Origin of the sequence: Bifidobacterium sp. SO4 (assembly GCF_018555355.1) — a bacterium.
Classification (GTDB): Bacteria; Actinomycetota; Actinomycetes; order Actinomycetales; family Bifidobacteriaceae; genus Bifidobacterium; species Bifidobacterium miconisargentati.
On record NZ_JAFEJP010000003.1, the window covers coordinates 1 to 16,237 of the forward strand.

Consider the following 16,237-nt stretch of genomic DNA (forward strand, 5'->3'; position numbering starts at 1 on the left):
CTGCCGCTTCGTCGCCATGCTGATCCTGTCTTCCATACGACAAGCCAAACAGACCAACCCGGTTTCGCGCTCACTCCAGGTGAGGCACCACTACCCATTTCGCGCTCAAAAAACGTGAGGCACGTCGACACATGCACGCAACCAAGGACGGGTGATAGTATGAACGCCAACAGAAGCCTCCCACGCCTCCTCACAGTGCGCAACCCGGGAGGTTCTCTCATCTTCGGAGGCCTGCGATGAAACCCCCGAAAACCCTTGACGAAATGGTCTCGCTCATGCAGTCGCGCGGACTGGAGATCGCACATCCGGACGATATGCGCAGGATACTGTTCGATTCCAACTATTACCGGCTGTCCGGCTACTTCCGACCATTCCAGAACGACCCGGCTCATGGCGACAACGATTTCAAAACGGGAACCACGGCCGAGGACTTCCTCGCCCCGTACCGTCTCGACACCGAACTGCGCGGGCTCATACTCAAAGGCACCGCGCGCATCGAACTCGCCGTGAGGTCCCGGTTCGCATACCTGGTCGCGCTCGACGGCGGAGCCTACGACTACCTGTCCGAAACCTCGTACCAGCCCGCACGCAACGGGCGGGGAGTGGAGCTGCGCGCCAGGCTCATCGCGAACATGCACAAGTGGATGGACATGTCCAACGAGGTGTGCATACGCCATTACCGCAGTCGGAACGAACCCGTGCCGATCTGGGCCGCGGTTGAGACGATGCCGTTCGACACCATCTCCCGCATGATCGGCCTGCATTCCGACACCAATGCGCTCAGACAGTTGTACAAGTCCCTGGGATTGCGTACGAACATCCGTACCTCGGCCGAGATCATCCACGCGATGGTCTACCTGCGCAACATGTGCTCGCACCACAGTCGCCTCTGGCATCGGGAAATGGTGATCGTGCCGCCGGTCACCAAGGACATGCGCAAACGGTTCCCCGGTCTCGCGTACGAAGGGAAATCGGTGGAGCAGGCGCTGATCGCGCTCCTGTACCTCGTGGATGAGATCAACGGGAATGACGAATACTCGTCGGGGCTGCTCGGCTTCCTGGACGCGCATCCGGAATACGCGGGCGGCCTACGGCACCCGCTGCACTGGGAGTGACCCGAAATGGCTCCACGACAACCCTGAATAAACGAAAAGGCCCCGCCGGCGCTGCGAACGCCGAACGGGGCCAAGCCGGGGGAGTGCTACCAACACTCCGTTTCCGGCGGTTGAAGAATCCAACAAGGAAATAAGAAAGGAGGATGCTTCAACCACCCATCCTAGTTGATAGGTTGGGCGAAGCCTACCCGAAAATGCTATTTCGAATTACGGCCGAACAGGAAACCCAACGCGGTCGTGGCAATCAGCTTGAACGCATCGAATAAATCAGCCAGCGGATCACTGCCGGACAATACCGGACAGAAATGCTCAACGAACGCGGAAACCGTCATCACGGCAAGACAGACGACCACGATTCGCAGCGCGGCACTGTTTTTGAAATCCTCGACCTTCCACGTGCGTTGCTCCTGAGCAGTTACGTCGGAGGCCCGCAGGTCTTCAATCTCAGCCGGCAGCGCATCATCGGTGTACGGGCTGGCGTCGTTGACCACGTCATCCGGCACGGGAGGAATCGGACGTGCCATCATAAGCCCCCGAGACCAAGCGCGGAGAGGAATGTGTCATCGTCGGCCATATCCTCATCCCTTATATACATTGAGCGTGCCTGCCATGCCTTGTCCCAGGCGGACCCTGGAGCTCTGACGAGATTGGCCAGACTGGCCGCGGAATACCCGGAGAGGTTGTTCCATGTCAGATCCAACGCATGCCGGGCATTGCTGCCGGGACGTTCCTCAAGCCACTGCGTGCGACCGTTGGCCCCAGCGAGATACGCTCCCACGGGGTTGCCGGAATCCGACAGCAGCCGCCCGTGTAGGCTTGCCAGAACCGGCCCGGTCTCCCAAGCTTGGAACTGTTCGGAGACGAGTCGCAATCCCGACCGGCGCATATACAGGCAGGCGACCACGTACATGAGTTTCTGCAATTGCATCGAGTTTATCGGCATGAAATCATCGAAGGAACGCCGAAGCACGCTATTGGCGACGATCGCCGGATCCATGCCCGGACCGCCTATGCGCCCGTCGTTCTTCCTCTTCCACGACGGAGGGGCCTTCGTCGTCGGTTCCGCTGCTGTCATACCGACCAGAATACCCTCGGCAATGGAGGAGGCCTGATGGCGAACGTCGTGGGACACGCCACCGGCAAAGGCGTCCGCGGTCATGAGACGTCGTCCAGATCGGGTATCGCCCTGCTCATCGTCCGCGCCAGCGCCTCCGGCCGCCAATGCGTGTACATCGCGGTCGTCTCGATGTCCGCATGCCCCATGATCAGCATGCGCTCGTCATCCGCGGCACCCGACTCGCCGATCATCGTCGACGTCCAATGCCGGGCGCTGTACATGTCCACGTCGGGCAGGCCGCCCGCCGCAAGGCATTTCCTCCACCGCACCTTCTCCACGTTGAACGTGAGCGGACGCCCCCACGCATTCGCGAACATGAGCTGACGGGGGCCGATGCCCCACATGGCCACATGACCCCACAAACGGTTCCACAGCTTCTCGGAGACGGGCACGAACCGGTTGCCCCGTTCGCTTTTCGGCGTGGTCAGCCACCTGTCCCCATACAGGTGCGTCGCATCCAGCCAGTCCGGGATGACCGCGTCAACACCGCCCGCGTACCGTTGCACCTGCTGGCAGACGAAGATGCCGGGCACGCCGTTCCTGCGCTCCAACTGGAACGGCATCAGACCATAGCGTTCACCGGGACGCATGCCCGTGGCAAACGCCAGCGTGAACATCAGGTTCCACATGTCGCGCATCTCCGGCGTATCCGAGTTCCCGCCGTTGCTGCCCGACTCGTAGCTGCCGGTGGAGGAGATCAGCCGCGCCGGCTCGTCCGGCCCGAGTATCGGACGCGGCCTGCGCCGCGCCCGCGGCAGACGCAGATGACGCATGGGATTGGATTCGATGAGCCCCTCGTACTCCGCATCCTTGAGCATGGCGGACAGGACGGACAGGTGGCATCGGACCGTGGAACGGGCGCGCGTGCGCCCCAGGAACCGTTCCAGCTTCAATATGTGCTCGGGTTTCAGCTCGTCCAGGCGCAGGCCGCCGATCCGCTCGCACATGGTCCTCATCCAACCGTTCTCCGACTGCCACGAGTTCGGTTTGATATGGTTCCTGTGCTCCGCCATCCACCGTTCGGCGTAGTCGCGCACGAACGGGCTGTTCGAGGAGCGGATGAGCCCGGTGCGCTCGTATTCGGCGACCTTCGCCTCGAACCTCGCGCGCGCCTCGGCCTTGACCTTGCCCGTCGACTCGATGTAGCGGCGAGCCCCGGTCGCGGGGTCGGGCTCCACCTCGCGGCGGAAATGCCACGTTCCCTTCGAATCCTTGAACACGCCTCCGGCGCCCTTGGTGCGTCGTCTCGTCGTTGTCATGATGCCTCCCAACCGGGTTCGGGAGTACACTCTATAGTCCACTCTATGCGGTTGTACAACGGTCGAGGAACGGCGGAAAACTTGGGTTTTCAAAACCACCGGATTCCACCCCAAAACGACGTTGCGACAGTGGGTTATCCGCATGATTCCAACGTTTTTCACACCTCTTACGAACAATCCGAAGGAGAAGGTTCATCTAGGATGGTCGGTAAGACAGGTTATAGCCGGGAAATTCCATGCATGCGGGCGAATCGTGAGACAATGCAAGATGATGCTTGATTTGATTCTTATGAATCTTACGAAACGTCAGTAGGGAGGCCAACGATGGCGGACAAGGATTACGTGTACCCGGAGGTGGGGGAGTCGCTGCGCAGGGCGCGGGAAAGCGCCGGCATGAGCCAGGATCAGCTGGCGGAGGCGTCGGGAATCTCGCGCATCACCATCAGCCGCATCGAACAGGCGCATATCAACCCGTCGTTCCGTTCATTGGAGGCGCTGGCTCAGGGCATGGGACGGAAGCTGACGATCAGCTTCGATCCGGTTGAGTGAGTTTTTGTGACTTTCCCCTCCAGGGGAAGCCATTTGTCGGTGAGCAACTATTCCGAAGACTCAGCTGTAGCATGGTTGCTGAATGCGATGAGACCGTGAATTCCTGAAGTGATCCGGATGCTCCCCTCAGTCTGCTATCGCAGACAGCTCCCCTCGGAAGAGGGGAGCCGGAGCGAAGGCGTCTTACAACGCGACGCCAAGCTGGGCGAGGGAATCGCGGGCGGCGATGGCACCTTCGAACAGGACGCCGTGGACACCGACCTCGTTGGCTCCGACCACGTTCTTGGCGGTGTCGTCGAAGAAGACGCACTGCTCGGCCTTAAGGTCGAAGCGCTTGAGCGCCAGCTCGTAGATGTCCGCGTTGGGCTTGTGCAGCTTCTCCACGCCCGACACCACGGTGCCATCCAACAGTTGCTCCAGGCGCGGGAACTTCTCGAAGGCCAGATGGAAGGTCTCATGCGACCAGTTGGTCAGACCCCACACGCCGTAACCGTGGCGCTTCAAGTCCTCCATCAGCTCGACCATGCCCGGCAGCGTGCGCGGCAGCGCGTCCGCGTAATGGTCAATGTAGTACTTGAAGATCTGCGCGATATCCTCGCCCTGTTCGCGCACCACGTCCGGATAGATGCTGGCGAAGTCCTCGCCGGCGTCCATCCGGTCCTCGTAATGGAAGAAGCCACACGGGTCGTCGTCGGCGCAAATCCGGGCGACGACATCGTCCGGGAACTTGCCTTCAAGACAGGCGCGGGTGTTCCAATCCAGCAGCACGCCGCAGAAATCGAAGATCACATCGGTGATGGGGGAGTTGGTCATGATGCTCCTCAAGCAAGCGGGAAACGGTATTCGGTTTGCTCCTGCGAACCGGACTGTCCATGTCTCGGCGGTCGACTTCGCCGCCGCCACCCCTCACCGGGAAAACCGGAGAGGGACAGGCAATCCAAGTTCAATAGAGCCGTTCGGCTTCAGTGTACTCGCGGTATCCGCGCGATTCGGCTACGCGACCACGTCCGCGATGGCCTCGGGAATGGCGCGAATCACGTCGCCGGCCACAATGGGGTGCCCCAGCGTCATGAAACGCTGGCGGCGGCTGTGACCGACCAGCTCCGGCTCCTGCCATCCCTGCTGCTCCGACTCGGCGGCGATGGACGCCGCCATGCCATGCAGGTACGCGGCCGAGGTCACGGTTTCCGCCGTGGTGATCTCATCGCCCTGCTGGGCGAGCAGCGCGCCGATGAGACCGGCCAGCACGTCGCCGGCGCCGGCCGTGGCTAGCCACGCGGGCGCACTACCGGACACGTACGTGTGGTCCTCGTCCACCACGATGGTCACAGCACCCTTGAGCAGCACGGTGGCACCGGTCAGTTCGTGCGCGCGACGGGCACAGGTCAGCGGACGTGTCATCACGTCGTGCGCCGTGTATGCGGGGGAACCCTCGTTGGCGGCAGACGGAACGGAGACGCCGTCGCCGGTCGGCGCGACCTCGCCATCGCCCTCATCGCCATCGGACGTGACGGCAGGCTCGGTCTCGTCCAAGTCGACTGCGGAAGCCCGGTACGGCTGATCATCGTCTGTGCGGTCCGCAGCATCCGTATCGGACTGTGACGGACCGTCATGGACGAATCCGACTGAACCGGTATCGTCCGCTCCGCGCTCACCGGATTGCGAGGCCGACTCAAGCCGATTCAGCAACGACGCCATTTCGCCGGCGTGCGGGGTAATGACCACCTGGCCGGGCACACGTTCCGGCAGCAGGTCAAGCGCGCCGGCATCCACCACGACGGGCGGCATGTCGTAGGCGGCATCATCCACGGCGGGATCCCCGTCCAGCGCGTAATGCCGGAGCAGCGCGCCGATCGTCTCACGTTGGATATCGGCGTCGGCACCTTCGGCATCGGCGTTCGGCACGCCGGAACCGACCACCCAGGACTGCACATGTCCCTTGCCCATCACCGCCTCGGGCAGGGCCGTGAGCACCATGTTCTGCGCACGTTCGGGGCCAAGGTAGCGCACCATGCCGGTGTTCGCGCGTGCGGCGGCGCGTGCGGTAAGCACGGCCGCACCGGGGTAGCGCTGGGAGCCCGTCACGAGTCCCACCACGCCGCGCGAATACTTGCCGTCCTCGACGTGCGGCAGCCGTACCGCATCCGAAGCGAAGGCGTTGTCCACCACCTCGACGGCGGGTTCCACATCGTCGATGTCGAACCCGAAATCGACCAGTTCGATGCGTCCGCAGCCGAACGTCGCCGGAGGCAGGACCGCGCACGGCTTCATCGCGCCGAACGTCACCGTCACATCGGCCGGCAGATACGGACCCGGCAGCGAACCATCGTCCACCCCCACGCCGGAAGGCGTATCCACGGCGACCACCAGCGGGAAATCGCCGGACGGTTCACGTCCCGGCATGGCCGGAGTATCCGGCACCTCACCGTCGAGGCCCAACGCTGCGGCCAACGCGGCCGGGATGCCCCGCAACGCGCCATGGATGCCGATGCCGGTCATGGCGTCGATGATGAGATGCGACTTCGAGGCCAGGGAGACCGCGGCCTGCAGGCGTTCGCCGGCCTCTCCAGCCGAGAATCCCGAAGCGCAACCGGGGATTTCGGCGGCCGGGTCCAGCACCAGCACCTTGCCGCCGGCACGCACGAACTCGGCGAAACCGGCCTCATGCAGCGAACGGCCCACGGCCACGGCCGTGACGGCGGCACCTTCCTGCGCCAACGCGGCCGCGGCGAACAGGCCATCGCCGCCGTTGTCGCCGGCACCGGCCAGCAGCACGATCGACGTATCCTCCAACGCCAGATCCTCATCGTCGAGCAGCCCGGCGGCGGTGTGGGCCACGGCCTGCGCGGCCATGCGCATCAATGGCACGCCCTTGTCCAGCAACGGACGTTCCATGGCCCTCACGGTTTCGGCATCATAAGCGCTGTGCAGCAGCAGCTCGCGGCGGTCGGCGTCATCGTCGTATTCCATGGCAGTCCCCTTCACAAAACGGCATATGCAATCATCGATTTTAGTGGTTTCGCCGGTCGCGGACCGCCAATGTCATGTTCAGCGAACACGGGCATCCCTCCGGTCTTCCGTGGTTCTTCACGCCTTCCGCTACCATGGTCTGTTGGTTTATCGCAGTTTCAACGAATCACAAGGAAAGCGACGGGTGAGGTATGGCGATTGATGCACAGGGTCTGGAAATTCAGATCGGCGCGCGGACGTTGCTGCATCCCACCGACTTCCATGTGGCCAAGGGCGACAAGATCGGTCTGGTGGGCCGCAACGGCGCCGGCAAGACCACGCTCACGCGCGTGATCACCGGCGACATGCTGCCCACGGCCGGCAAGGTGCGCGTCTCCGGCAAGCTCGGCTACCTGCCACAGGACACGCACGCCTCCGACCCCACGCAGACCGCGCTCGACCGCATGATGAGCGCGCGCGACATCGCCACCATCATCAGCCGCATCCGCAAGGCCGAAAAGGAAATGACCGATCCGGATCCGGACGTGATGAGCAAGGCCATGACCCGCTACGACAAGGCTATGCAGGACTTCGACAAGGCCGGCGGCTACGCGGCCCAGTCCGAGGCGACCGCGATGGCGGCCTCGCTGGGACTGCCCCAGGAGGTCATGGAGCAGCAGCTCGGCACCCTGTCCGGCGGTCAGCGCCGACGCATCGAGCTGGCGCGTATCCTCTTCTCCGATGCTGACACGCTCATCCTCGACGAGCCCACCAACCACCTGGACGCCGACTCCATCGAATGGCTGCGCGGCTACCTCAAGAAGTACGAGGGCGGCTTCCTGGTCATCTCCCACTCCACCGAACTGCTGGACGAGACCGTGAACAAGGTGTGGCATCTGGACGCGCAGCTTGGCCAGATCGACATGTACTCGCTGAGCTGGAAGGGCTACCTGCACCAGCGCGTGGTGGACGAGGAGCGCCGACGCCGCGAACGCGAGGTGGCCGAGAAGAAGGCCGAACGCCTCATGAAGCAGGGCATCCGCCTGCACGCGAAGGCCACCAAGGCCGTGGCCGCGCAGAACATGATGCGCCGTGCCGAAAAACTGCTGTCCGAAACCTCGGAGGCGCAGAAGAAGGAGAAGGTGGCGGACATCCGCTTCCCGGAGCCCGCGCCCTGTGGCAAGACGCCGATCATGGCCAAGGACATCTCCAAGGCATACGGCTCCAACATCGTGTTCGCCGGCGTGAACCTCGCCATCGACAAGGGCTCGCGCGTGGTGATCCTCGGCTACAACGGCGCCGGCAAGACCACCACCCTGCGTCTGCTGGCCCATCTCGAGGAGCCGGACACCGGTTCCGTGGACTACGGCCACGGCTGCAAGATCGGCTACTTCGCCCAGGAGCATGACACGCTCGACCTCAACGCCACCGTGTTGGAGAACTTGCAGCATGTGGCCCCCGAACTGGACAACACGCAGGCCCGTTCCATCCTGGGCTCGTTCCTGTTCTCCGGCGACGACGCGATGAAGCCCGCCCACGTGCTCTCCGGCGGCGAGAAGACCCGTCTGGCATTGGCGACCTTGGTGACCTCGCGCGCCAACGTGCTCCTGCTCGACGAGCCCACCAACAACCTCGACCCGGCCTCGCGCGAGGAGATCCTCAAGGCCATCGCCAAGTACGAGGGCGCGATCGTGCTCGTCACCCACGATGAGGGCGCCGTGGAGGCACTGAACCCGGAGCGCGTGCTGCTCATGCCGGATGGTGACGAGGATCTGTGGAACGACTCCTATCTGGAGCTCGTCGCCGAGGAATAATCTCTTCTCTTGTTTTTCGGCTCCTCTTCCCGAGGGGAGCCCTTCCGGGATAATGAAGGTGATCCCGTAATCCTCAAACCTCAATCATCACCATGAAGGGAAGCGTCATGACCACCGCGAACGGACAGAAGATCGCCATCGTCACCGGCAGCGCGCTGGGACTCGGCTACGAGTTCGCCAGCCAGCTCATCGCCAAGGGATGGCTCGTCGCCGGCATCGACTTCAACGCCGAGCGTCAGGCCGAGCTCACCGCGCAATGGCCCTCCGAATCGTATCGCGCGTACGTGGGCGACATCACGGATGAGGCGTTCGTGCGCGAATCCGTGGCCGACATCGCCGCGCTGGGCCACATCGACCTGCTCATCAACAACGCCGGACAGCCGTCCTTCAAGGTGCCCACCGCCTACGAGGCCGCCGACGTGGACAAGTGCCTCAAGGGCCTCAAGGGCATGATCCTGTGGACCGTGGAGACGCTCAAGGCCTGTGACGAGAAGGACGTCAAGATCGCGCAGATCATGAGCACCGCCGCCACCCGAGGCAACGCGAACGAAAGCGTGTACTGCGCCACCAAGTGGGGCGAGAAGGGCTACACCAAGAGCCTGCAGGCCGCGTACAAGGGCACGAGCGTCAAGGTGGTGGCCGTCTACCCCGGCGGCATCGACACCGCTTTCTACCGTGACAGCCACGACTACGTGTCCGAGGCCAAGCAGCACACCTTCATGCAGCCCGGCCCGCTGGCCGAGGTCATTCTGTTCAACCTCATCAACGAGGCGAACCTCACCGTCACGGACATCGAGATCAACCGCAACAGCTGAAATCGCGGTTGAGCGGCGGTGTGGCCGCCGTGATTTTCCGTAGTATGGGCTGTAACCGCGTGTACAGACGAAGCGGACGCGGTTACAGCCCATTTTGCTGCTTCAACAGGCAGTAGTTGCGCGATCGTTGCGTTGCGCTCAGCCGAGATGATGCAGCGCGCGGATGATGCGGCAACGGTCTTCGACAGTGCCTTCGTCGGCGCACATCGTGGCGTACCAGCGCGGGTTGCGCAGGGTTTCGCCGGCGTCTTCGGTCTCACCCGCGGCGACGAGCGTGCCGAGATCATTGGCGTACTGGAAATGCAGGTGGCTGAGCAGACCGCCCTCGCCGAACGCCTTGCGCGAGGGCAGGGGAGCGATGGCCAATAGCCAACGGAACGGGCTGTCCTCGGCGTTCGGGTCGTCGGTCACGAACACGTAGGTGGGTGAACCTTCCAGCCCGTGCTCGATGACGTGGTCGATGCGATATTCGTAGGTGTCGAGGTCGGTGTTGTCCTCCGCGTACCAAGTGATGCGTACGTCCGCTTGCTCGCTCCGCGGCTCGCCGACGGTCCAGTAGCCGATATGGATGATGTTCTCCGGGCTCGTGGTCGAGCAGGCCATCGACCAGAACGTGCGGATGCCGTGGGCGGCCATCGGCGCTATCTTCGGGTCGGCGAGCACCGCCTGCTCGGCCTCCTCCCAGGTACTCCGGATAGACGAATCCTCGGAGTCGATGTAGTGCTCAAAACTCTCCCAATCACCGAGCCAATCAGAGAGGTTGAAAGACTGGAATTCCGCCGTTTGCTGTTGCGTGGTATTCACTATGGGTTCCTTTCCGGTACGTATGGGTACATATTGCTGCAGATTTTTGTGTTCCGGTTGCCTGTTTGTTGATTGACTACCCTTCGGTCGGCTTCGCCGCCAGCTCCCCTGACAAGGGGAGCCAAGAAATGCGATTCGTCTTCATGCCGCGAAAGTCCGTTCGAGGTTAACGATGCGGGTGCACCAGCCGGCGGCGAGCTCCTCGTCGTGCGTCACCACGAGAATCGTCTTGCCTTGCGCGGCCAGTCCCCGCAGTAGTTCGCCCACCTGTTCCATGTGGTAACGGTCGAGGCCGCTGGTCGGCTCGTCGAGGATGATGAGGTCCTTGCCGCACATCAGGGCCGAGCCGATGGCCACGCGCTGCTTCTGCCCGCCGGATAGGCTCATCGGATGCCGGTCCGCGAACCGGGAGAGATCCAGATCCTCCAGCACGAGGTTCGCCTGTGCCGACACAGCCGGGTCGGTCTCGTCCAGGCCGATCGTGAGCTCATCGCGCACGCTGTCCGAAAACAGCTGATAGTTCACGTCCTGCATCACCAGGAATCCGGTGCGGGTCAGGTCGCGTGGTTTCGCCGTGCGTCCGTTGAGCGCGACGGAGCCGGAAATCGGCTTGGCCAATCCGGTTAGCGTGCGTACGAGTGTGGTCTTGCCGCAGCCATTGTGGCCCATGAGCCCGATGATGTCGCCGGCGTGGAACTCCAGGTCCGGGATGTGCCGGGTGAAGCCGTCGCGTCCGCGATAGCCGATGACAAGATTCCGCGTGGACAGCAACGGTTCTGGATTTCGCATCCCCGATGATGTCGCGTCGCCAAACCGAGATGATCCTGGAGTTGTCCGCCCGCCGGAGTTCGGGGACAATCCCCGTTGCGCGCCGCTTCGCGTCTCCAATTCGGCGATGCGGCGGCGGTATGGTTCGAGATCAAGCGCGCGCAGCCCCATCGCGGCAATGCAACCGGGGGAAAGCGCCAGGAACTCGTCCGCCTCGTACTGCCGGGCGATACGCCCGCCGTCGAACACCACGTACCGGTCGGCCACGCCGTTGAGCCAGGCAAGCCGATGCTCGGCGATGACGATGGTCAGCCCACGGGCCTTCATCGCCTCGATGAGCACACGCATGTCCGCGATGGCGGCCTGGTCGAGATTGCTGGTCGGCTCGTCCAACACCACCAGCCGCGGGTCGAGCATGCAGGCCGCGGCCATGGCGATGCGCTGCTTCTGCCCGCCGGACAGGTGGAAGATGCTGCGGCCAAGCAGCCCCGTGACGCCGAAACGTTCGGCCACGGCGTTCACGCGCCGGTCGATCTCGTCCGCCGGCAGCCCCATGTTTTCGGCGGGGAAGGCTAGTTCGTCGGTCACGTTGGCGTTGAAATACTGGGTCTTCGGGTTCTGGAACACGCTGCCGACCAATGGGGTGAGCTGGTCGATGGGCGTGGTGGCCGGGTCGAGCCCGCAGGTGTGCTGGCTGCCGGCGAACGCGCCGTGGAAGAACTGCGGAGCCAGCCCGTTCACCACACGTGAGTACGTGGTCTTGCCGCAGCCGCTGGCCCCGCACAGCACCACGCATTGGCCACGAGGAATGCTCAACATGATGTTCATTAATGCCGGGGTGTCGGCATGCTCGTAAGTGAACGACATGTTGTCGGAATACACTTCGGGCGTCATCAGCGAATCACCCCCGCGATATCAAGAATGAGCGGGATTGCCGCGGCAACCATTGCGAGCCAATCCACGGCACGCAGGCGAATCAGCGTACGCGACGTATGCTCGCCCTCACGTCCGAGCCCCTTGGTTAGCGCCGCCACGGACAGGTCCTGCGCCACGGTGGTGGCGTTCATGAGCAGCGGGATGAGAATGTATTCCAGGGATTGCGCGGGATGCCGCACGAGTCCCCAACCGCCCGAGGCGATGCCACGCAAGGCCATCGCGTTGCGGATCTGCCGGTAGTCCTCGGCGATGGTGGGGAAGAACCGGATCACCACCACGCAGGGGATCACCACTGCCTCCGGCACACGCATGCGACGCATCGCGCAGATGAACGCGCTGGCGGACGTGGTGGTGAAGGCGTAGGCGCCGGTCATGAAGCAGGGCAACATCATCGTGGCGCCCACCGCCAGCGCGGAGGCCACGTGCAGCCATGGCAGTCCCAGGGCCTCCGGGTCGAGCAGGCCGAGCGCGGTGAGCACGGCGTACAGCACCGCGAAATTCGCCGCGAGTCGCCACCGGCCCGCAACCGCCAGCGGAACCAGGAACAGCACCACCATGATGATTTGCGTGATGAGCGTCACATGGAAGAACAGCATGAGATTGGCCGTCAGCAGCAGGAACAGTTTCGTGCGTGGATCGAGCGTACGATCGGCGAGACCGGATTGCCTAGAGCTGCCGGATCGGGCCGATGGAAGGCCATCGGTATCGGCCGAAAATGCGGGCGCCCCCGGTGCCGTCGTGGCCGCCGGGGGCTGAAGGGACGCCCGGGAGTCGGACGTCACAGGTTCCGTGGAAAAGGAGGATCGCATCAGACGATGCCGGCCTTGACGAAATGCTTCCTCAACATCTTCTGGCCGAACCATCCGCCGATCAGCGCGCACACCAGGATCGCGGCCATCGAAACGAAGAACGTGCCGGTGTTGATGTTGGCGAACACGCCGTCGATGTACGCCGCGTCCTTGCCGCGTGCCTGAAGGCTGGCCACATAGGCGTCCTTCATGAACCACAGCGGCAGGATCGGGCCGGTGAGCCCGTAGGAGAAGACCACGTAGCTCACGAGCAGCAGCGCCTTGCTCTTGTACTTGCCGGCGCGCGCGATGAGGTCGGCGGCCACCGGGAAGACGATGCTGGCGATGAACGAGAGCACGAAATGGCCGGAGACGAACAGGAACAGGCCGATGACCACGCCCATCACCGTGATGCCGCCGAACTTGCCGAGACGCGCGGCCAGCAGCATGTAGACGCAGCCGGAGATCAGCGCGGCGATGGCGGGCAGGAAGATGGAGCCGAAGCCTCCGGTGAACAGGGTGCTCACCAGCGTGGCCGCGCACACCATCACGAAGTAGAGCGCGGCGAACACGCCGATGGTGATGAGGTCGGCCACCTCCAGCTTGCGCGGCTTGTCCGGTGCGGTCGCGTCGGTGCTTGCGGAATGGTCAGGGGTGATGGATGCGTTCGGTGAAGTCAAGTCGATTCCGTTCTTCTGAGGGACGGGTATGTTCCTCAGGCCAATCTAACGGTGATTCAAGGCAAAGGCAATACCCAATTTTCGATTATTCGGCGAATCGGATGGACGCCTGGAATCGGTGGTCATCGGTGCGGGAGAGTTCGAGCGTCGCGCCCATCGCCTGGCAGGCGGCGTCCGCGATGGACAGGCCCAATCCCACGCCGGGCGTGGCGCTGATACGTGAGTTCTCGCCGCGGTGGAACGGCTGGATGAGCTCGGCAAGGTCGTCGGGCAGCGTCTCGTCGGTCGTGTTGGTCACGGTCAGAGTCGTTCGCGACCGGTGTCCCGCGGATGCATCGGAACCTCCGGCTACATGATTCGTCCCGGCGGCATCATCGGCAAGGCCGGCGGCCGGCATGTGATCGATGGCCACGGCGATCGACCCGTGCTCGCCGTTGTGCACCACGGCGTTGCGCAGCAGGTTGCCGACAGCAAGGTCCAGCAGCGCCGGGTCGGCGTGGACCGGCAGTGCCGCGTTTCCGACGATTGCCGTGCCGTCATCATCCGACGTGGGTTCCCCGTCCCCGAAACCGGTCACGTCCACGGTGATGCCGTGCTCGGCCGCGGAACCGGTGATATCGGCCAGCGACTTGTCCACGCACGCCCGGAGATCCGTGGTTTGCGAGGCGACCGTAACCGTGGCGGTGGCCCGGTCATGCGCCGGCCCACCATCGCCGGACACCCGTCCGCCGCCGATGGTGCCGCTTTGGATGCGCGAAAGCGTCAGCAACGCCTGCACGAGCGCGGCCCCGCGACGGTTGGCGGCGAGCGCGCGCCGCACGGACGGCTCCACGTCGGCCGGGAACCTTCCCTGCGCGAGGGGCGCGTCCAGATTGGTCTCCACGGCGGCGATCGGCGTGCGCAACTCATGCGAGGCATTCGAGACGAACCGGCGTTCCGCCTCCGAGGCCGCCTCCACACGGTCGAGCATGCCGTTGATCGAGTCGACCAGACGATCGATGTCGTCGTGACCGGGTTTCACGTCGAGCCGAGCGGTCAGGTCGTTCGGCTGCAATGCGGCCACCTGACGGTCCACGGCGGTCACGCGCCGGGAGAGCATCGTGCCGATGAGCCATGCCGCCACTACCGCGAACACGCCGAATACGGCGAGCGCGATGATCGAGACCGTGCGCATCGTGGTGGTCAGCGTGTTGGTGACGGCGTTCGCCGTGTTGATCATCACGCCGTTGTATTCGTCGAGGATCCACGGGCCGTTCTTGGTCTTGTCCTTCGCCGCGTCCCATTCCTGGGAGGTGTAGGGCACGTAGAACTCCATGCCGTCGAGGTTGCGTTTCGCGCCCGTGTAGCAGACCACCGCGTAATCTCCGGTGCCATTGGCGGCGGGGTCGTTCTCGGCGTCCGAGCCGGTGGTCACGGAGACCGTGCCGTCCTCGTTCGCGCACATGGTCATCGTCTGGTTCGCCTCGGCGGTGGTGCGCGCCACGACGATGTTCTGCGTGACGATGAGCGCCGTCATCATCACGATGATGATGAGCGCGATGGCCAGCGTGATCTTCGCACGAAACGATTTCGGCATGAGTCTGCCGGCAATGGCGACGGCATGGGCCTGCAGCGATCGGAAAACGTGCATGGGACCGGCGGCAAGGGACGACGGGAACAGGTGGGTTTTCATGCGAGCCGGTATCCTTCCCCGCGCGCGGATTCGATGGCGTCGCGGTCGCCCAGTTTGCGACGCAGCGAGTAGACGGTGGTCTTGATCACATCGGCCGGTTCCGCGGCGGCCGCATCATCCCAGACGGTCTCGTACAGTTCGGCGACGGTCACATACCCGCCGTCCGCGCGCATGAGTTCGAGCAGCACGCCGTACTCCTTGGGAGTGAGCTTGACGAGCGTTTGCCCGTGGTCGCGGAACACGAGGCGGCGCGTGGTATCGAGCGTCAGATCGCCGTGCGCGAGCACCGCCGCCGTGGCCTGGCCCTTGCCGGCGCGGCGCTGCAGGGCGCGGATGCGGGCCAGCAGCTCCGGATAGGCGAACGGTTTGGTCAGATAGTCGTCGGCGCCGAGGTCCAGACCGCTGACACGGTCGCTCACCTCGGCGGCGGCCGTGAGCATGATGACCGCCACGGGGATGCGGTTCGCGGCGATCGTGGCCATCACCGCGTCGCCGGACAGCACCGGCAGATCACGGTCCAGGAGCACGATGTCCACGTTCTGCTCGGCGAGGATGCGCAGCGCCTCCACGCCGGTGGCCGCCAACGATGTGGCGTACCCCTCGTATCGCAGCGCGTCGTCCAACGCGGCCGCCAGTTCCCGGTCGTCCTCCACGATGAGAATCCTCATGCCATACCCCTTCCATCCCGCGACGCCCATCCATCCGCATGCCGCAGGATGCGCATCGCCGGTGCGATGCGGCCGTCCGCCGGCCGATGAATGGCGACCGGATCCGTCCTATCCCATTATCGGCCCATTCTGCGCCGCGCAAGGTAAGGCGAAGGTAATCATGTTCCTCACCATGCCGGCACCGGCCGTGGGATTGAATGGAATCATTCCGAAACCCGCGAAGGACGGTGGCAAGCGGAACCGGGTCGCGCGGGAATCCCAAGGCATCGACGCCTCGGGATGATCGGAGGAAAGGGGAGCGAA

15 protein-coding genes and 1 pseudogene are annotated in these 16,237 nt (G+C 63.9%); 5 read left to right on the forward strand and 11 right to left on the reverse strand.

Features of this window, described 5'->3' with window-relative positions; genetic code table 11:
- The first annotated feature begins 236 nt into the window (after window positions 1-236).
- Window positions 237-1,115: an Abi family protein gene (locus JS536_RS02940; protein ID WP_214355712.1), complete on the forward strand. Its 879-nt coding sequence runs from the start codon at window positions 237-239 to the stop codon at window positions 1,113-1,115.
- Window positions 1,116-1,312: 197 nt separating this feature from the next.
- On the opposite strand, the gene JS536_RS02945 is transcribed toward JS536_RS02940, so the two are convergent.
- From JS536_RS02945 to JS536_RS02955, 3 genes are read right to left on the reverse strand one after another with little or no spacing between them, the layout of a single operon-like run.
- On the reverse strand, window positions 1,313-1,639 hold the full coding sequence (locus JS536_RS02945; protein ID WP_214355713.1) for a hypothetical protein: 327 nt from the start codon (window positions 1,637-1,639) through the stop codon (window positions 1,313-1,315).
- Window positions 1,639-2,274, reverse strand: a complete 636-nt coding sequence (locus JS536_RS02950) for a type II toxin-antitoxin system antitoxin SocA domain-containing protein (protein ID WP_214355714.1) — start codon at window positions 2,272-2,274, stop codon at window positions 1,639-1,641. Before JS536_RS02950 ends, JS536_RS02945 begins: the two co-directional genes overlap by 1 nt.
- Window positions 2,271-3,491, reverse strand: a complete 1,221-nt coding sequence (locus JS536_RS02955) for a tyrosine-type recombinase/integrase (protein ID WP_214355715.1) — start codon at window positions 3,489-3,491, stop codon at window positions 2,271-2,273. Before JS536_RS02955 ends, JS536_RS02950 begins: the two co-directional genes overlap by 4 nt.
- A 324-nt stretch (window positions 3,492-3,815) precedes the next feature.
- On the opposite strand from JS536_RS02955, the gene JS536_RS02960 reads away from it, so the two are divergent.
- Complete coding sequence (locus JS536_RS02960; protein WP_214355716.1) at window positions 3,816-4,040, forward strand: helix-turn-helix transcriptional regulator; 225 nt, start codon at window positions 3,816-3,818, stop codon at window positions 4,038-4,040.
- A gap of 183 nt (window positions 4,041-4,223) precedes the next feature.
- On the opposite strand, the gene JS536_RS02965 is transcribed toward JS536_RS02960, so the two are convergent.
- Window positions 4,224-4,853 (reverse strand): HAD family phosphatase, encoded by a 630-nt coding sequence (locus JS536_RS02965; protein ID WP_214355717.1) that lies wholly within the window; start codon window positions 4,851-4,853, stop codon window positions 4,224-4,226.
- A gap of 180 nt (window positions 4,854-5,033) precedes the next feature.
- Entirely contained in the window at window positions 5,034-7,010 is a 1,977-nt protein-coding gene (locus tag JS536_RS02975; protein ID WP_240544227.1) for a bifunctional ADP-dependent NAD(P)H-hydrate dehydratase/NAD(P)H-hydrate epimerase, read from the reverse strand.
- Window positions 7,011-7,201: 191 nt separating this feature from the next.
- Between JS536_RS02975 and abc-f the strand changes: the two genes are divergently transcribed.
- Window positions 7,202-8,803: a ribosomal protection-like ABC-F family protein gene (gene abc-f, locus JS536_RS02980; protein WP_214304475.1), complete on the forward strand. Its 1,602-nt coding sequence runs from the start codon at window positions 7,202-7,204 to the stop codon at window positions 8,801-8,803.
- A gap of 107 nt (window positions 8,804-8,910) precedes the next feature.
- A complete protein-coding gene (locus JS536_RS02985; protein ID WP_214355718.1) occupies window positions 8,911-9,618 on the forward strand; it encodes an SDR family NAD(P)-dependent oxidoreductase in 708 nt (235 codons plus the stop codon).
- A 138-nt stretch (window positions 9,619-9,756) separates the two neighbouring features.
- Here JS536_RS02985 and JS536_RS02990 read toward each other — a convergent pair whose 3' ends face one another.
- The 6 genes and pseudogenes from JS536_RS02990 to JS536_RS03015 form a co-directional block, all read right to left on the reverse strand.
- Window positions 9,757-10,422: a hypothetical protein gene (locus JS536_RS02990; protein ID WP_214355719.1), complete on the reverse strand. Its 666-nt coding sequence runs from the start codon at window positions 10,420-10,422 to the stop codon at window positions 9,757-9,759.
- Window positions 10,423-10,563: 141 nt separating this feature from the next.
- A complete protein-coding gene (locus JS536_RS02995; RefSeq protein WP_240544228.1) occupies window positions 10,564-12,009 on the reverse strand; it encodes an energy-coupling factor ABC transporter ATP-binding protein in 1,446 nt (481 codons plus the stop codon).
- Between the two features lie 74 nt (window positions 12,010-12,083).
- Window positions 12,084-12,779 (reverse strand): annotated as a pseudogene (locus JS536_RS03000) (energy-coupling factor transporter transmembrane component T); the annotation flags it as partial.
- A gap of 155 nt (window positions 12,780-12,934) precedes the next feature.
- Window positions 12,935-13,573 carry an MptD family putative ECF transporter S component gene (locus tag JS536_RS03005; RefSeq protein ID WP_214355853.1) on the reverse strand — a complete coding sequence of 213 codons (639 nt, stop codon included), beginning with the start codon at window positions 13,571-13,573 and terminating at the stop codon, window positions 12,935-12,937.
- 106 nt (window positions 13,574-13,679) lie between these two features.
- Window positions 13,680-15,266 carry a HAMP domain-containing sensor histidine kinase gene (locus JS536_RS03010; protein WP_214355722.1) on the reverse strand — a complete coding sequence of 529 codons (1,587 nt, stop codon included), beginning with the start codon at window positions 15,264-15,266 and terminating at the stop codon, window positions 13,680-13,682.
- Entirely contained in the window at window positions 15,263-15,934 is a 672-nt protein-coding gene (locus tag JS536_RS03015) for a response regulator transcription factor (protein ID WP_214355723.1), read from the reverse strand. The genes JS536_RS03010 and JS536_RS03015 overlap by 4 nt, the downstream gene beginning before the upstream one ends.
- Between JS536_RS03015 and JS536_RS03020 the strand changes: the two genes are divergently transcribed.
- Entirely contained in the window at window positions 15,933-16,217 is a 285-nt protein-coding gene (locus JS536_RS03020; protein WP_214355724.1) for a hypothetical protein, read from the forward strand. The two genes, JS536_RS03015 and JS536_RS03020, sit on opposite strands and share 2 nt — an antisense overlap.
- Window positions 16,218-16,237 lie beyond the last annotated feature (20 nt).